Raw genomic sequence first — 14,499 nt, 5'->3', positions numbered from 1 at the left:
AGTACGCCGACCTGGGCGCGGCTGTGGACAAGGGCGAGGGACATGCACACTCCATGATCGAGACGACGCCGCGTCCTGCGGCAGGGGCAAGGATAGTGGAGCGCGGCGCTGGGGTCGGGGGGAGAGTGAGTCGGGGTTTTGCAGCGGTTGACGCTTCAGGCGCCGCTGCTGAAGAATGCGGCGCCTGTGCCGGGACTGCGGTGCAACCCTTTGCCGGCGACGCCGGCGCCTACAAAAGCACAGCCGACAGGAGTCCGCCATGCCTGCGCGCATACGCCTCGCCACCACTTGCGACATCGAAGCGCTGTTCCAGATCCGCACCAGTGTCGTCCAGAACCACCTTTCGCGTGAACAGATGCTGGAAATGGGGATCACGCCCTCACGTCTGGCTGATGCGATAACGGCGGCGCCCTGCGCGTGGGTGGCCGAAGTCGATGACACGCCGGTGGCGTTTGCCATGGTCGATCTGGAGGATGCCTGTGTGTTTGCCCTGTTCGTCACACCCGCCTTCGAAGGGCAAGGGCTGGCGCGTCGGCTGATGCTCGAAGCCGAAGCTGCACTGTTTGCCCGGCACCCACGTATCTGGCTGGAAACGGATGGCCGCGACACGGTGCGCGCGAATGGTTTCTACCAGCGGCTGGGGTGGGCGGTGGTGGCGCAGTTGGATGAGGGGGATGTGCGGTACGAAAAGGCGCGCTGATCGCGTGCCCTCGGTAGAGCGTGGTTGGCGCGACATTCAGCCCGACCTGTGCAGCGAAGGTCATGCAAGCATGCTCCACGCTGGGCGTATCAACGGCGTCATGACGGTCACGCGGCTTGGCCAGGATGAGGCGTTTATCGTCACGTAAGGTCATAGCGCTTGCCGGTAAGACCGGGCTGCGGGATTACTCGGCAGCCACCGGGTTCAATCGCGCTTCCATTGCCTCGACCTTGGCTTCCAGCGCCTCCAGCCGCGCACGGGTACGCGCCAACACCACCATCTGGCTGTCGAACTCTTCACGGCTGACCAGTTCCAGCTTGCTGAAACCACTCTGCAACAGCGCCTTGAACTGGCTCTCCAGTTCGCTGCGCGGCTGCGCGGTGTCACCGCTGAACAGGCGCGAGGCCTGGTCGCTCAGGGCATCGAGAAAGGCTTTGGGCGCGAGCATGTTGGTCCGTCCAGTAAATCCAAAGAGGCCGCCAGTGTATCACGCACCCCGGCAGCCCTCGCCCCGCACGCTTTTCGCGCACCGCCACAATTTGCTGTGCACCGTTAGTGTGCACGCAACCCCTGCTGGCGACTGGCCAATCCCTGGTATTGCACGCAAGTCGTTGTAAATGATGGCTTTGGCAGACATGGCAAGGTTTCTGCTTAGACCCTGGTGACCCATGCACTGGTGTCGGGCCTTGGGGATAAAGGCCAACGACGCGTTACAAAGCCAGGCGCTGCGCTTAGACTTGAGTCGGGTTTGTTTTCCTGGGGCAAGTCCACCAATTCGGGAGAGAGTTTCATGAAGCTAGTCACTGCCATCATCAAGCCATTCAAGTTGGACGACGTGCGCGAGTCGCTGTCGGAAATCGGCGTGCAGGGCATTACCGTCACGGAAGTCAAAGGCTTCGGACGGCAGAAAGGCCACACCGAGCTGTATCGCGGCGCTGAATACGTAGTCGATTTCCTGCCCAAGGTGAAGATCGATGTCGCCATCGACGACAAGGACCTGGACCGGGTCATCGAGGCCATCACCAAGGCGGCCAACACCGGCAAGATCGGTGACGGCAAGATTTTCGTGGTCAATCTGGAACAGGCCATCCGCATCCGTACCGGTGAAACCGATACCGACGCGATTTAAGTAACGCCGCCCCAAACCCAACGCCCCAGGAGAAAACAATATGACTCTGCGTCAGTTCGCAGGGCTAGGAGCCCTTTTGTCCCTCGTAATGCCTGGCCTGGCCATGGCAGAGGAGGCAGCTGCCCCCGTACTCAACTCCGGCGACACCGCCTGGATGCTGACTGCCACCGCGCTGGTGCTGTTCATGACCATTCCGGGCCTGGCACTGTTCTACGGCGGCATGGTGCGTTCCAAGAACGTGCTTTCGGTGATGATGCAGTGTTTCGCGATCACCGGCCTGATCAGCATTCTGTGGATGGTCTACGGCTACAGCCTGGCCTTCGATACCACCGGTATGGAAGAGGGCGTGGTCAACTTCAATTCGTTCGTCGGTGGTTTCTCCAAGGCCTTCCTGGCCGGCGTCACCCCCGACAGCCTGACGGCGCTGTTCCCTGAGGCGGTGTTCATCACCTTCCAGATGACTTTCGCCATCATCACCCCGGCCCTGATCGTCGGTGCCTTTGCCGAGCGCATGAAGTTCTCCGCGATGCTGATCTTCATGGCCGTGTGGTTCACCCTGGTCTACGCCCCCATCGCCCACATGGTCTGGGCGGGTGCCGGTGGCCTGATGTGGGACTGGGGCGTACTGGACTTTGCCGGCGGCACCGTGGTGCACATCAATGCCGGTATCGCCGGCCTGGTAGCGTGCCTGGTGCTGGGCAAGCGCAAAGGCTTCCCGACCACCCCGATGGCGCCGCACAACCTGGGTTACACCCTGATGGGCGCGGCCATGCTGTGGATCGGCTGGTTCGGCTTCAACGCCGGTTCTGCCGCCGCCGCCAACGGCACCGCCGGCATGGCCATGCTGGTGACCCAGATCGCTACCGCCGCCGCCGCCCTGGGCTGGATGTTCGCCGAATGGATCACCCACGGTAAGCCCAGTGCACTGGGCATCGCCTCGGGTGTGGTTGCCGGCCTGGTGGCCATTACGCCGGCCGCCGGTACCGTGGGCCCGATGGGCGCCCTGGTGATCGGCCTGGCATCGGGTGTGATCTGCTTCTTCTGCGCCACCAGCCTCAAGCGCAAGATGGGCTACGACGACTCGCTGGACGCCTTCGGCGTACACGGCATCGGCGGTATCGTCGGCGCCATCCTCACCGGTGTGTTCGCAGCCCCTGCACTGGGCGGCTTCGGGACCGTCGAAGACATCGGCGCACAAGTCTGGATTCAGGCCAAGGGCGTCGGCTTCACGGTGATCTACACCGCGATCGTCACCTACGTGATCCTCAAGGTGCTGGACCTGGTGATGGGCCTGCGGGTCAACGAAGAGGAAGAGTCGGTCGGTCTGGACCTTGCACAACACAACGAGCGTGGCTACAACCTGTAACACCCTCGAAAAAAAGGTGCCCGGTACGCCGGGCATTTTTTTGCCCGGATTTTGTCCATTCGGTCAGGCGCAAACGGTTTCTTCGGGCACTTTTCCGGTGCCTTGGCGCTGGCGGTGCAGATAAGCATAAAACTTACAGCCCACAAGGATGTTTAGGCACTTTGCTTTTTCCCACAGCACGCTAGAATGCGCGCCGTGGGGTGCTGATGACCTGTCCGCACACTTCGACACCCTTTGCTAGGCTTGTCGTTGAACGGGCCGCTCACGGCGGGGTCAGCTGGTGATACCGTGCCAGCCGCTCTTTATTTCAGTCGAGCCCGACAAGGGCTCGCACGGTGCTCGCCAGGCGTTCTGGCGGGCGCTGCCGGTCACGGGTCACCCGTGGCCCTGGATTGTTCCGGCAGTGGCCATACGCGGCGCTGCTGGCCTATAACTAATCTGCTTTTCGCAAGTCATGAGGTAGAACATGAGCGACGATGATCTGGAAAACGACGACCTCGAAGTAGGCGACGATGACGAAGCCGATGAAGGCCTTGAAGCAGCTGCTGACGACGTTGCCGATGATGGCGGTGACGACAGTCCCGCACCGGTAGCCAAAGGCAAGTCCAAGGCTGCAGTGTCGGTTGACGACATGCCCAGCATGGAAGCCAAGCAGAAGGAGCGTGATGCGCTCGCCCGTGCGATGGAAGAGTTCCTGTCGCGTGGTGGCAAGGTGCAGGAAGTGGAGGCCAACGTGGTCGCCGATCCGCCCAAGAAGCCGGACAACAAATACGGTAGCCGCCCTATCTGAGTGGCGCCGTTGAACAGAAGAGCCCGCCGTCGCTGCGGGCTTTTTTGTGGGTGTCGGTTATGGGTTGTCGGTACCGGCCCTTTCGCTGGCAAGCCAGCTCCCACAGCATTTATGAGCACTGCAAAACCCTGTGGGAGCTGGCTTGCCAGCGAAGGCTGCGCCGCGGTCTAGCGCCAGCTGTGCAGCAGCTCAGGCAACTGCGACAAGCGCTGTATTTCTGCATCCGGGCGCTTTTCGCCCGCCCACGCCTTGCCCTGCGGGTTGAACCAGATCGCACGCAGGCCGGCCTGCTGGGCGCCGGCGATGTCGTCCCCCGGGTGATCGCCGATGTGCACGGCATTGCCGGCGTCGGCCTGCCCCTGGCGCAGTGCCTCAAGGAAGGGCTGCGGGTCGGGCTTGCCGATGCCCAGGTCCTCGGCACACAGGGCAAACTTGAAATAGTCGGCCAGCCCCAGGCGACGCACGTCGGCATTGCCATTGGTGACTACCCCCAGGGTGTAGCGGTGGCGCAGGATCTCCAGCACCGGCTGCACCTCGGGGAAGATGTCGATCTGGTGCCGCGCCTGCAGGAACACTTCAAAACCTTCGTTGGCCAGCGTGTGGGCCTTGGCCTCGCTGTAGCCGACGTCGCTCATGGCATGGAACAGCACCTTGCGCCGCAGTGCGCTGATACGGTGCCTGAGCCCGGGCTCGGCCTGCACCAGGCGCTCGCGAATGGCGTACAGGTGCTCGACCGGCACCGCGCCCAGGTCCGGCGCATTGGCCGCCAGCCAGTCGCGCAGCACGGCCTCGGCACTGACAATGACCGGTGCGGTATCCCACAGCGTATCGTCCAGATCGAAGGTGATCAGCTGGATGCTCATGCGTCGTTGTCCTTGCTGCGTTTGGCCCGCGGATGGGCGCTGTCGTAGACGGCCGCCAAATGCTGGAAGTCCAGGTGAGTGTAGATCTGCGTGGTGGCGATGTCGGCATGCCCGAGCATCTCCTGTACCGCACGCAGGTCCTGGGACGATTCCAGCAGGTGGCTGGCGAAAGAGTGTCGCAGCATGTGCGGGTGCAGGTTCTGCCCCAGCTCGCGGGCGCCGGCTGCCTGCACGCGCAGCTGGATCGCACGCGGGCCCAGGCGCCGCCCTTGTTGGCTGACAAACACTGCACCATCCTGCGGCGCGCTGATGCCGCGCAGCGCCAGCCACTGTTCGAGGGCCTCACGCGCCTTGCGCCCCACCGGCAGCACGCGGGTCTTGCTGCCCTTGCCGTGTACCTGCACCAGGCCGGCCGGCAGGTCGAGCTGGTCCAGGTTCAGGCTGGTCAGCTCCGACAGGCGCAGGCCCGAGGAATAAAACAGTTCGAGCATGGCCTGGTCGCGGCGCGCGAGGAAGTCATCGTCCACCGCACCTTCCAGCAGTTGCAGGGCACGGTCGGTGTCGAGGGTCTTGGGCAGCCGGCGTTCGCCCCTGGGCGCTGCCAGGCCGTTGGCCGGATCGTGGTCGCACAGGCCTTCACGGTTGAGGTAGCGGTACAGGCCACGCACCGCCGACAGCATGCGCGCCAGGCTGCGCGCGGACTGGCCGGCATGGTGCTGGCGCGCGACGAACTGGCGCAGGTGCTGGATCTGCAGTGCGCTCCAGCTGACTATGCCGGTCTTGGCACAGTAAGCCAGCACGTTGGCCAGGTCGCGCCGGTAGGCCAACTGGGTGTGCTCGGACACCTGGCGTTCATTGCGCAGGTGCGCGATGAAGGCGTCCAGCTGGCGCTCCATCAGCGTACCGGGCGCAGGGTCTGCGTGAAGCGCGGTACAACGCGCCCCAGCACCTCGGCGATGTAGCTGAGGAACAACGTGCCGACCGTGCTCTTGTAATGCTGCGGGTCGTGGCTGCCAATCGCGAGCACGCCATGCAGGCCCTGGTAGTCGAGGGCCGCCACGGCGCTGGAGCCGACTTCCTTGCGCTGGGCTTCGCCGAAGAGGAAGTCCAACTCATGGTCGCGCAGGTTGCCGCTGACCGTCTTGCCCGCGCACAGCAGGCCGCCAATGGCCTGTTGCGCCTCGGTCGGGTTGACCCAGCGGCCCACGGGCGCGGCGCTGTCGCCGAACAAGATCAGGCTGACGAAGGGCACCTTGAATTCCTGGCGCAGGCTGTCTTCGACAGCCATGACCACCGCTTCCAGGCTGTCGGCGTCGAGCAGGTCGAGGATCAGGCGGCGGGTCTTCTCGAACAAGCGGTCGTTGTCGCGGGCCACGTCCATCAGGTGCGAGAGGCGATGGCGCATCTCGATGTTGCGCTCGCGCAGCAGCTTGAGCTGACGCTCCACCAGCGACACGCTGTCACCCCGCTGGTGGGGGATGTGCAGCTCAAGCAGCAGTTCATCCTGGTCGGCGAAGAACGCCGGGTTGGCACGCAGGTACGCAGCCACGTCCTGGGCCCCGACGCTGAGCGTCGAGTCCGTGGTGTGAACATCGCTGGGCTCTGGGGCGGGCGTCTGGGGCTGATCGGTCATGGCTGGTACTCACTCATAGGCGAACCTGTCCTTCATACACGCGTACGGCCGGGCCTGTCATCAGTACCGGCTTGCCCGGGCCGCCCCACTCGATGGACAGGCGTCCGCCGGGCAGGTCGATGAGCAGGGGCGAGTCCATCCAGCCCTGGCTGATCGCGGCGACTGCAGCAGCACAGGCGCCGGTACCGCAGGCCTGGGTTTCCCCGGCGCCGCGTTCCCACACGCGCAGTTGCGCACGGTGGCGGTCGATGACCTGGATGAAGCCCACATTGACCCGCTGCGGGAAGCGCGGGTGATGTTCGATCTGCGCGCCGAGGGCGTGCACCGGGGCGCTGTTGATGTCGTCCACGCGCAATACCGCATGCGGGTTGCCCATGGACACGGCGGCGAGCTGCACTGTGCGGCCGTCCACCTCCAGCGGGTAGCTCAGCGCTGGGCCGGGGCCTCGAACGGGATCTCGGCCGGCACCAGGCGCGGCGGCCCCATGTCGACGCTGATCTGCCCGTCGCTGCGGATATCCAGCTCGATGATGCCGCTCTTGGTCTCGACGCGGATACGTTTTTTGGCGGTCAGGCGCTTGTCCAGCACGAAGCGCGCAAAGCAGCGCGCGCCGTTGCCGCACTGTTCCACCTCGGAACCGTCGGCGTTGAAGATCCGGTAGCGGAAATCCACTTCCGGGTTGCTCGGTGCCTCGACGATCAGCAGTTGGTCGAAACCGATGCCGGTGTGCCGGTCGCCCCATTGCTTGGCGTGCTTGGGCAGGATGTGCGCGTGCTGGCTGACCAGGTCAAGGACCATGAAGTCGTTGCCCAGGCCGTGCATCTTGGTAAAACGCAGCAGCATGGGGTCACTCCGGCAGCAGGCTTTCGCCAGCAAACAGCTCGGCCACAGTCTCGCGACGGCGCACTTCGAAGGCCTGGTCGGCATCCACCAGCACTTCGGCGCAACGACCACGGGTGTTGTAGTTCGAGCTCATGACAAAGCCATAAGCACCGGCGGAATGCACCGCCAGCAGGTCGCCTTCGGCCAGGTTCAGCGCGCGGTCCTTGGCGAGGAAGTCGCCGGTCTCGCAGATCGGGCCGACCACGTCATAGCTGCGCGGCGCGCCGTCACGCGGCTGCACTGCGGTGACGTCCATCCAGGCCTGGTACAGCGCCGGGCGGATCAGGTCGTTCATCGCCGCGTCGACGATGGCGAAGTCCTTGTGCTCGGTGTGCTTGAGGTACTCCACGCGGGTCAGCAGCACGCCGGCATTGGCCACGATGTAGCGGCCCGGCTCGAACACCAGCGCCAGGTCGCGCTCGCCCAGGCGCTCGCGGATGGCCTTGATGTATTCACCGGCCAGCGGCGGCTGTTCGTCGCGGTAGCGCACGCCGACACCGCCGCCCAGGTCCAGGTGGCGCAGGTAGATGCCGCATTCGCCGAGGCGGTCGATCAGGCCCAGCAGGCGATCGAGGGCGTCGATGAAGGGTTCGAGGGTGGTCAGCTGCGAGCCGATGTGGCAGTCGACCCCGACGATTTCCAGGTTCGGCAGTTGTGCGGCGCGCACGTAGACTTCTTCGGCATCGGCAATGGCGATACCGAACTTGTTCTCTTTGAGGCCGGTGGAGATGTACGGGTGGGTGCCGGCGTCGACGTCCGGGTTGACGCGCAGCGAGATCGGCGCGCGTACGCCCATTTCGGCGGCCACCACCTGCAGGCGCTCCAGCTCGTCGGTGGATTCGACGTTGAAGCAGTGCACGCCCACTTCCAGGGCGCGACGCATGTCTTCGCGGGTCTTGCCCACGCCGGAGAACACCACACGGTCGGCTCGCCCGCCGGCGGCCAGCACACGTTCCAGCTCGCCGCCGGAGACGATGTCGAACCCTGCACCCAGGCGCGCCAGTACGTTGAGCACGCCCAGGTTGGAGTTGGCCTTTACCGCAAAGCACACCAGGTGCGATACGCCCTGCAGGGCGTCGGCGTAGCTGCGGTACTGGGCTTCGATGTGGGCGCGCGAGTACACGTAGGTCGGCGTGCCAAAGCGTTCGGCGATCGCCGACAGCGCCACGCCTTCCGCGAACAGCTCGCCGTCGCGGTAGTTGAAAGCGTCCATGGGGATCCCTTAATCAGTGCTGGTGCGATTGCGACTTGGTGCCGTCTTTGCCGTCTTCAGGCAGGTACAGTGGGCCTTTCTGACCGCAAGCGGAAACGAGGCAGGCAATCGCGACTAGCGCCGCGAGGGAGGAAATCAGGCGCTTCATGGCGAAATCCTTTGAATTTAAGCAGTATTGCGCCCGAGTATACCGAGCGCCCGGCACCTTGCCTATGTAGCCGTCCAGCCGTCGGGCGGGCACAGCTGCACGCTATCGGCTGCGGGCGTTAACCTTTGCATTCGCGGCGCTGCGCTCGTATCTTGCCCGGCTTGCGTGTGTGCAGACATTTTTCGAGGTTCTTGCAATGAGTTTGACCGAAGCGCGTTTTCACGACCTGGTCGATGCGACCCAACAGGCGCTGGAAGACCTGTTCGACGAGACTGACCTGGACCTGGACATGGAGAACTCGGCAGGCGTGCTGACCATCAAGTTCGAGAACGGCAGCCAGTTGATCTTCAGTCGCCAGGAGCCGTTGCGCCAGTTGTGGCTGGCCGACAAGTCCGGTGGTTTCCACTTCGACTATGACGAAGAGAGCAAGAAGTGGACCTGTGAAAAGACCGAGGAGCTGCTGGGCGAGATGCTGGAGCGCATCGTCTGGGAGCGGGCCGGGGAAAAACTCGATTTCGACGAGATCTGAGATGAGCACCGCAGCCAAACCGACCAAGCCGCTCTACAGCAATGTCAGCCCCGCCGTACCGTCGCCGTGCATCAGCCTGTGCCGGCTGGACGACGCCAAGGTGTGCCTGGGCTGTTTTCGGCATGTGGAGGACATTCGCCAGTGGCGTGCGGCCGATGACCAGCGTCGCCGCGAGATCTGCGCCCAGGCCCAGGCGCGGCGTCAGGCCGCCGGCTAGGCGCCGGCAGTCAGCCCCTTGTGTATTTATGGTGCTGTGGTAGTGTCGAGGTTGATCGGCCTGGCCGAAAAATCTGAAAACCCCGCCCTTGGGCGGGGTTTTGCTTTATAGCGCCCAGCACATTTGCCCACGAACAAGGAGTCTGACTGGATCATGAGCACCAAGCCTTCCCTTATCCTCACCCGATTGGACGTACAGCGTCTCGAGCGTCTGATCGACAGCCTCGATGAAAAGACGCAGGACTCGCCAGGTGTGCTCGCCCTGCAGGACGAGCTCGACCGCGCCGAACAGGTGGTTGGTCACGAGGAGGTTCCGGCGGGTGTCGTGACCATGAACTCGCGCGTGCATTGCCGCGATGAAGTCAGCGGCAAGGACTACCACCTGACCCTGGTATACCCGAAGGATGCCGGCCCCGAAGGCACGGTCTCGATCCTGGCGCCGATCGGCAGTGCCTTGCTCGGCCTGTCGGTGGGCGAGCAGATCGACTGGCCCGTCCCCGGTGGCAAGACCCTCAAGCTCAAGCTGCTCGAAGTCGAATACCAGCCCGAGGCGGCCGGCGATTACGACCTCTGATCAGGCCGACGCCAGCGCCTGGTTCAGCACCTGCTCCAACTCCTGCTTGTAGCGCAGGTACAGGATGCTTGAGCCCTGGCCCTCGGCCAACAGGTCGGAGAGGTCCAGGTCGGTGATGTAGCACCGGTAGCGCTGGGCCTCACGGCGCTGCCCGATGATCTCGCGGGCGACCACCGCATACAGCTGGTCGCCGTGCTCAAGCTCGGAAAACTCCTTCTGGTTGCAGTACAGCGTCACCTGCAAGGCATCGTTGACGCCGGCCTGGATGATCGCCTGCACCTGGTAGTCGGGGTTGTCGAGCGTGCTCGCCGGCACCTGCCGAGCCTCGACCTGGCGCGCCTTGCCACTGCCGCCCGGCAGTAGCTGGTAATAGAGGATGTCCAGCGCACCCTGTGCCTGCAGGCCCTCGAAAGGCAGGCGCGCGTTGTGCCGGAACACCACCGACTGCAAAAAGCGCTGCAGCGGCAACAGCAGGCTGCTGTCGTCGTGATACGGCAGGCGCTGCTGCCACAGCGCGTTGAACTCATCGAGGATGTATACGTCGGCCCAACTGTCCTGCACCCGGTAGAACAGCTGCAGGCACTGTGGCTGGCCCTCGGGCAGCACCAGCGCCAGGTCATGGTCTTCCAGCACGTTGGCGTCCAGGTGCAGCGGGCTGTACTCGGCACGCTCTTCGCCCAGGTAGGCGAACAGGGCTGTCTGGCTGTCCAGGCTGACCAGGTTGACCGCGCCCTGGTGCAGCTCCAGCGCGTGCGTGTGGTCCTGCACCTGTATCAGGTAGCGATGCCCCAGGCCCTCGGCCAGCAACCCTTGTGCGGTGGCGAAGACCGCTTCGACCCGCTGCGCGATGGCCTGTGCACGGTTGTGGCAGAAGCAGCGCACGCGCAGGGTCGGCAGGTGGCCCCGGGTGCCGAGGGTATTGAGGTAGTCGCGCAGGCTGCGCAGCAGCGCGTGCTCACCGTCGTAGCGGTGCACCTGCACTTCGTTCCAGCTGTTGAGGGTGACCTGGTCCAGGGTCAGTACCAGGTTTTCGCGCACCCCGGCGTAGCTGAGCGAGTCGGTGCGCTCGGTGGTCATCAGGATGTTCAGGTCGCGGTGATGCTGCAGCGGGTCGATACCCACGTTCACCAGCAACAGGACCTGATCTGCCACGGCAGGTTGCAGCAGGCGCGCCTCGCTGACTTCGGCAAACGGCAGGGCCACGCTCTGCTGCAGGCTGCCCAGCAGGTTGAACAGCTCATACTCGCTCAGGTCGCTGCTGCCGGGGTTCAGGGCCACGCGCGTGCTGCCGTCGATCACCCCGTTGCGGTGCGCCCAGGCCAGCAGTTCGAGCAGCTCGCGGTAGCGCTTGAGCGGCACGAACTGTTCCCACTCATGCGCGGCCAGGTTACCGCTGTACAGGCTCCAGTGAGACTGCCCGGGCTCCTGGCGGTTGGGTGCCTGTACCAGCGTGACGGTGTCTTCGGCGAGGTCCGGGGCAATGCCCGGGTTGATGAACTCGACCTTGCCGGCGCGCCGTTCGAACGCGGCATACAGCCGCCGGCCAAGCACGTTGAGGTCGCGCTGATCGAGACGGCTGGCGGCGTGCGGGTTGCGCGCGAACTGGCCGAGAAAGCGGTAACTGTGGTTGAGTTCGGCGACCAGGATACGTCGCTCGGCTTCGACCTGGCGAACCTTCCACTGGCTGCGGCTGTCGAGCAGCATCAACTGGCGTTCGTCCCAGCCCCATTCGCGGGTCAGGCGTTCGAGCAGGTCGCGCTGCCAGCCGTTGCTGCGCTGGCGCGCCAGCAGGCTGATCTTCTTGTTCACCTTCAGGTACAGGCTGCGCCGCACCAGCTCCAGGCGCTGGGCTTCGCCGCGGTGTTGCAGGTACTGCTCGATACGCCGGTACACCAGCATGTACGGGTCGAGTTCGTCGAGGTCGGTGCGGTTGGCAAACACCGCCTGCTTGAACTGCAGGCTCAGGCATTGGACATGCGGATGTTCGCTGGCATAGACCTCGGTCAGCAGCAGCTTGAGCAGCGACTTGTAGGGCGACTCGATACCCTTGAACAGTTGCCACAGGCCGGCCCCGACGAACTCGCCGGGCGGGATGTGCGCCAGGTGGCCCAGGTCGAGGTTCTCGTCGGCGCGGATGAAACGCTTGGACAACAGGGTCTGGGTGTAGCGCGCGTAGCTGCCTTCCTCGTAGACCGGCACCAGCCACCACAGCGGCGTGCGCCCGGCCAGCCACAGGGCGGTGCGATAGAACTCGTCCAGCAGCAGGTAGTGCTGGGTGGTGCCGCAGTCGTCGGAGCTGAGCGTGGCGTTGCGCTCGCCGGTGACAAAGCGCTCGGGTTCGATCAGGAACAGGTGCAGCTCGGCGCCCTGTGACGCGGCCCAGATCTCCAGCAGCAGGCATTTCTTGCGCAGTTCGGCCAGCTCGCTGTCACTCAGCCCCGGGGCGTGGCACAGCCATACATCCATGTCGCTTTCATCGGCCTGGGCCAGGGTGCCCAGGCTGCCCATCAGGTACAGCCCCAGCAGCGGGCGAGGTGGTTCGCCGTGGCGCTTGCGGTAACTGAACGAACGGGTCAGGCGCTGGGCTTCGGCCAGGGCTTCGGCGTCTGGCTCGTAGCGCGAGATACCGGCCGGGGTGTTGCCCGAGACGTAGCCGGGCAACAGCGGATGATTGACGTGAAAGAACAGCGCCAGCAGGTTGAGCACCTGCTGCTGGCGGCTCGAAAGGCCCTCCATGGCCCGCGCCAGCCGACCCTGGTTGATCGCCAGAAAACGCTTGCGCAGCTGGCTGAGCACCTTGCGGTCGATGCCTTGGTCGAGGTCGGGTCGAATTTCGTGGGGGTGGTTCATTGCGGGCTCTGACTGGCCATCACGGGAGCAATGGCGAGTTTAGCCGCTGTAGGGCGAGGGGCTGAAATCTATTTGATTTCTGGCGCCATTTTGTCAGCGCACAGGCTGAGTGCCGTGCTGCAGCCATTCGCTGGCAAGCCAGCTGCCAGCGAATGGGGCAAAGAAGGTCTCAGGCCGGCTCGGCCACCGTGGTCAGGATCGTCAGCAGTTGCTGCACGTTCTGCGCCGCATCGCGGCCCAGCGGGGTCAGGTAGCCGCCATCTCTCTGATCAATCAGTTCCTTGTCGAACAGGCGCCCGGCGGCGGCAATCGCCTCGGGGGCTGCAGTGGCGTGGACCTTGAGGCCCTCCTGAGTACTGTCCAGGTTGAACAGCGCAAGTATTTCCAGTTCGGCAATCAGCTCGGGGGTAAACGACATAGGTACTCCGGACTTTCCTGAATTGGACGGCAGCACCCCGCAGGGGGTACATGGAATTGCAGTGTAGCCACGCTCGACGGTTGTTGTCTCAGTTCTTTTCGGGGGGCAATTCAGGCAGCGCACGCAGGGCCGTCTCGTACCACTCGGTGTCGAAGGCACGGTCGTCTTCGAGCATCGCATCGATTTCGCAGGCCAGCACGTGAGCCATGAGATTGAGGATATCCTCGCGCTCGTAGCCTACCAGGGTCAGCTTGTTGAAGGTGGCCTTGGCCGCCGGCGGGTTGTCGCTTTCGATCTGGTTCTCGATGGCCTGGGTCAGCGTCGATTCGGCGAATTCTTCTTCATCATTGTCGATGTCGGTGGGCTCGCTCATGGGCGCTCTCCTTGGAATGGGCCCCCAGTTTGCCATGGGGCAAGCATCAATGCCGCGCTATCGACACGCAGCATGATGCTGGTCAGTGCCGGGGGTTCGGTCTATAACTGCCCGGCCAACCCCTATCGGCCTGGAGGCAGTTTCATGCTCAAGCTTCATGGTTTTGCAGTCAGCAACTACTACAACATGGCCAAACTGGCGTTGCTGGAGAAAGGCTTGCCCTTCGAGGAGGTGCTGTTCTTTGGCGGCCAGAAGCCCGAAGCGCTCAAGGTCAGCCCGCGAGGCAAGGTGCCGGTGCTGGAAACCGAGCAGGGTTTCCTGAGCGAGACCGACCTGATCATCGACTACATCGAACAGACCCAGCCTGGTAAGGCGCTGCTGCCCAAGGACCCGTTCGCCCGCGCCAAGGTGCGTGAGCTGGCCAAGGAAATCGAGCTGTACATCGAGCTGCCGGCACGCGCCTGCTACCCGCAGTCGTTCTTCGGCATGCAGGTGCCGGACGCGATCAAGGCCAAGGCCCGCGACGAGTTGATCGCCGGCATCGAAACCCTCAAGCGCAACGGCAGGTTCAGCCCCTATGTGGCGGGTGACAGCCTGAGCATGGCCGACCTGTTCTTCTGCTTCAGCGTCGACCTGGCCTGGGCGGTGGGCAAGAAAGTGCACGATCTGGACCTGCTCGAAGACTTCCCGCAGGCCAGGGCGCTGCTGGAGCAGTTCAGGAACAATCCGAATGTGCAGAAGATTCTGGCAGACAAGGAGGCGCAGATGCCGGCCTTCCTCGATATGGTGCGCAGCGGCAAGCGCTGAGCCGGTGT

Annotated in this window: 17 protein-coding genes and 2 pseudogenes; 8 read left to right on the top strand and 11 right to left on the bottom strand. The window is 64.1% G+C overall.

Going from position 1 to position 14,499, the window contains the following annotated elements; all coding sequences use genetic code 11:
* Positions 1–259: 259 nt before the first annotated feature.
* Positions 260–700, top strand: a complete 441-nt coding sequence (locus tag G3436_RS08670; RefSeq protein ID WP_163943635.1) for a GNAT family N-acetyltransferase — start codon at positions 260–262, stop codon at positions 698–700.
* Here the strand turns inward: G3436_RS08670 and G3436_RS28500 are convergent.
* Both G3436_RS28500 and G3436_RS08660 read right to left on the bottom strand, forming a co-directional pair.
* Positions 696–839 (bottom strand): annotated as a pseudogene (locus G3436_RS28500) (type II toxin-antitoxin system HipA family toxin); the annotation flags it as partial. The gene G3436_RS08670 and the pseudogene G3436_RS28500 sit on opposite strands and share 5 nt — an antisense overlap.
* 45 nt (positions 840–884) lie before the next feature.
* Positions 885–1,148, bottom strand: a complete 264-nt coding sequence (locus tag G3436_RS08660; RefSeq protein WP_163943632.1) for an accessory factor UbiK family protein — start codon at positions 1,146–1,148, stop codon at positions 885–887.
* 342 nt (positions 1,149–1,490) lie between these two features.
* On the opposite strand from G3436_RS08660, the gene glnK reads away from it, so the two are divergent.
* The 3 genes from glnK (at position 1,491) to sutA (ending at position 3,985) form a co-directional block, all read left to right on the top strand.
* A complete protein-coding gene (glnK, locus tag G3436_RS08655) occupies positions 1,491–1,829 on the top strand; it encodes a P-II family nitrogen regulator (protein WP_002555808.1) in 339 nt (112 codons plus the stop codon).
* Between the two features lie 40 nt (positions 1,830–1,869).
* Positions 1,870–3,195, top strand: coding sequence for an ammonium transporter (locus G3436_RS08650; protein WP_163943629.1), 1,326 nt, complete (start codon positions 1,870–1,872; stop codon positions 3,193–3,195).
* 466 nt (positions 3,196–3,661) lie between these two features.
* Complete coding sequence (gene sutA, locus G3436_RS08645; RefSeq protein ID WP_163943626.1) at positions 3,662–3,985, top strand: transcriptional regulator SutA; 324 nt, start codon at positions 3,662–3,664, stop codon at positions 3,983–3,985.
* Between the two features lie 167 nt (positions 3,986–4,152).
* Here sutA and G3436_RS08640 read toward each other — a convergent pair whose 3' ends face one another.
* From G3436_RS08640 to lptM, 6 genes and pseudogenes are all read right to left on the bottom strand, one after another.
* Positions 4,153–4,848: an HAD family hydrolase gene (locus G3436_RS08640; protein WP_163943623.1), complete on the bottom strand. Its 696-nt coding sequence runs from the start codon at positions 4,846–4,848 to the stop codon at positions 4,153–4,155.
* Positions 4,845–5,744, bottom strand: coding sequence for a tyrosine recombinase XerC (gene xerC, locus G3436_RS08635; protein ID WP_163943621.1), 900 nt, complete (start codon positions 5,742–5,744; stop codon positions 4,845–4,847). Before xerC ends, G3436_RS08640 begins: the two co-directional genes overlap by 4 nt.
* Positions 5,744–6,481, bottom strand: coding sequence for a DUF484 family protein (locus tag G3436_RS08630; RefSeq protein ID WP_163943618.1), 738 nt, complete (start codon positions 6,479–6,481; stop codon positions 5,744–5,746). The genes xerC and G3436_RS08630 overlap by 1 nt, the downstream gene beginning before the upstream one ends.
* A 13-nt stretch (positions 6,482–6,494) precedes the next feature.
* Positions 6,495–7,324 (bottom strand): annotated as a pseudogene (gene dapF, locus G3436_RS08625) (diaminopimelate epimerase).
* A 4-nt stretch (positions 7,325–7,328) separates the two neighbouring features.
* A complete protein-coding gene (gene lysA, locus G3436_RS08620; protein ID WP_163943615.1) occupies positions 7,329–8,576 on the bottom strand; it encodes a diaminopimelate decarboxylase in 1,248 nt (415 codons plus the stop codon).
* 13 nt (positions 8,577–8,589) lie between these two features.
* The gene (gene lptM / locus G3436_RS08615; RefSeq protein ID WP_163943612.1) at positions 8,590–8,724 is read right to left on the bottom strand and encodes an LPS translocon maturation chaperone LptM; all 135 of its coding nucleotides are present in this window, start codon (positions 8,722–8,724) and stop codon (positions 8,590–8,592) included.
* 196 nt (positions 8,725–8,920) lie between these two features.
* On the opposite strand from lptM, the gene cyaY reads away from it, so the two are divergent.
* The 3 genes from cyaY (at position 8,921) to rnk (ending at position 10,043) form a co-directional block, all read left to right on the top strand.
* Positions 8,921–9,253, top strand: a complete 333-nt coding sequence (gene cyaY, locus G3436_RS08610; RefSeq protein WP_163943609.1) for an iron donor protein CyaY — start codon at positions 8,921–8,923, stop codon at positions 9,251–9,253.
* 1 nt (position 9,254) lies between these two features.
* Positions 9,255–9,470, top strand: a complete 216-nt coding sequence (locus G3436_RS08605) for a DUF1289 domain-containing protein (protein ID WP_163943606.1) — start codon at positions 9,255–9,257, stop codon at positions 9,468–9,470.
* 153 nt (positions 9,471–9,623) lie between these two features.
* Positions 9,624–10,043 (top strand): nucleoside diphosphate kinase regulator, encoded by a 420-nt coding sequence (gene rnk / locus G3436_RS08600; protein WP_163943603.1) that lies wholly within the window; start codon positions 9,624–9,626, stop codon positions 10,041–10,043.
* On the opposite strand, the gene G3436_RS08595 is transcribed toward rnk, so the two are convergent.
* From G3436_RS08595 to G3436_RS08585, 3 genes are all read right to left on the bottom strand, one after another.
* Entirely contained in the window at positions 10,044–12,893 is a 2,850-nt protein-coding gene (locus tag G3436_RS08595; protein ID WP_163943599.1) for a class I adenylate cyclase, read from the bottom strand. It lies immediately after the preceding gene.
* Between the two features lie 169 nt (positions 12,894–13,062).
* On the bottom strand, positions 13,063–13,311 hold the full coding sequence (locus G3436_RS08590; RefSeq protein ID WP_163943596.1) for a TIGR02647 family protein: 249 nt from the start codon (positions 13,309–13,311) through the stop codon (positions 13,063–13,065).
* A gap of 88 nt (positions 13,312–13,399) precedes the next feature.
* Positions 13,400–13,684: a hypothetical protein gene (locus G3436_RS08585; RefSeq protein WP_163943591.1), complete on the bottom strand. Its 285-nt coding sequence runs from the start codon at positions 13,682–13,684 to the stop codon at positions 13,400–13,402.
* Positions 13,685–13,828: 144 nt separating this feature from the next.
* Between G3436_RS08585 and G3436_RS08580 the strand changes: the two genes are divergently transcribed.
* Positions 13,829–14,491 carry a glutathione S-transferase family protein gene (locus tag G3436_RS08580; protein WP_163943638.1) on the top strand — a complete coding sequence of 221 codons (663 nt, stop codon included), beginning with the start codon at positions 13,829–13,831 and terminating at the stop codon, positions 14,489–14,491.
* Positions 14,492–14,499 lie beyond the last annotated feature (8 nt).

It is taken from the genome of Pseudomonas brassicae, assembly GCF_010671725.1.
In the GTDB taxonomy this organism is placed as follows: Bacteria; Pseudomonadota; Gammaproteobacteria; order Pseudomonadales; family Pseudomonadaceae; genus Aquipseudomonas; species Aquipseudomonas brassicae.
This window is presented reverse-complemented; position numbering and strand designations above follow the sequence as displayed.

Bases quoted from the DNA above. Each gene is read 5' to 3' on its own strand.
- G3436_RS08670 (WP_163943635.1), top strand. From the start codon at position 260: ATGCCTGCGCGCATACGCCTCGCCACCACTTGCGACATCGAAGCGCTG.
- G3436_RS08660 (WP_163943632.1), bottom strand. From the start codon at position 1,148: ATGCTCGCGCCCAAAGCCTTTCTCGATGCCCTGAGCGACCAGGCCTCG.
- glnK (WP_002555808.1), top strand. From the start codon at position 1,491: ATGAAGCTAGTCACTGCCATCATCAAGCCATTCAAGTTGGACGACGTG.
- G3436_RS08650 (WP_163943629.1), top strand. From the start codon at position 1,870: ATGACTCTGCGTCAGTTCGCAGGGCTAGGAGCCCTTTTGTCCCTCGTA.
- sutA (WP_163943626.1), top strand. From the start codon at position 3,662: ATGAGCGACGATGATCTGGAAAACGACGACCTCGAAGTAGGCGACGAT.
- G3436_RS08640 (WP_163943623.1), bottom strand. From the start codon at position 4,848: ATGAGCATCCAGCTGATCACCTTCGATCTGGACGATACGCTGTGGGAT.
- xerC (WP_163943621.1), bottom strand. From the start codon at position 5,744: ATGGAGCGCCAGCTGGACGCCTTCATCGCGCACCTGCGCAATGAACGC.
- G3436_RS08630 (WP_163943618.1), bottom strand. From the start codon at position 6,481: ATGACCGATCAGCCCCAGACGCCCGCCCCAGAGCCCAGCGATGTTCAC.
- lysA (WP_163943615.1), bottom strand. From the start codon at position 8,576: ATGGACGCTTTCAACTACCGCGACGGCGAGCTGTTCGCGGAAGGCGTG.
- lptM (WP_163943612.1), bottom strand. From the start codon at position 8,724: ATGAAGCGCCTGATTTCCTCCCTCGCGGCGCTAGTCGCGATTGCCTGC.
- cyaY (WP_163943609.1), top strand. From the start codon at position 8,921: ATGAGTTTGACCGAAGCGCGTTTTCACGACCTGGTCGATGCGACCCAA.
- G3436_RS08605 (WP_163943606.1), top strand. From the start codon at position 9,255: ATGAGCACCGCAGCCAAACCGACCAAGCCGCTCTACAGCAATGTCAGC.
- rnk (WP_163943603.1), top strand. From the start codon at position 9,624: ATGAGCACCAAGCCTTCCCTTATCCTCACCCGATTGGACGTACAGCGT.
- G3436_RS08595 (WP_163943599.1), bottom strand. From the start codon at position 12,893: ATGAACCACCCCCACGAAATTCGACCCGACCTCGACCAAGGCATCGAC.
- G3436_RS08590 (WP_163943596.1), bottom strand. From the start codon at position 13,311: ATGTCGTTTACCCCCGAGCTGATTGCCGAACTGGAAATACTTGCGCTG.
- G3436_RS08585 (WP_163943591.1), bottom strand. From the start codon at position 13,684: ATGAGCGAGCCCACCGACATCGACAATGATGAAGAAGAATTCGCCGAA.
- G3436_RS08580 (WP_163943638.1), top strand. From the start codon at position 13,829: ATGCTCAAGCTTCATGGTTTTGCAGTCAGCAACTACTACAACATGGCC.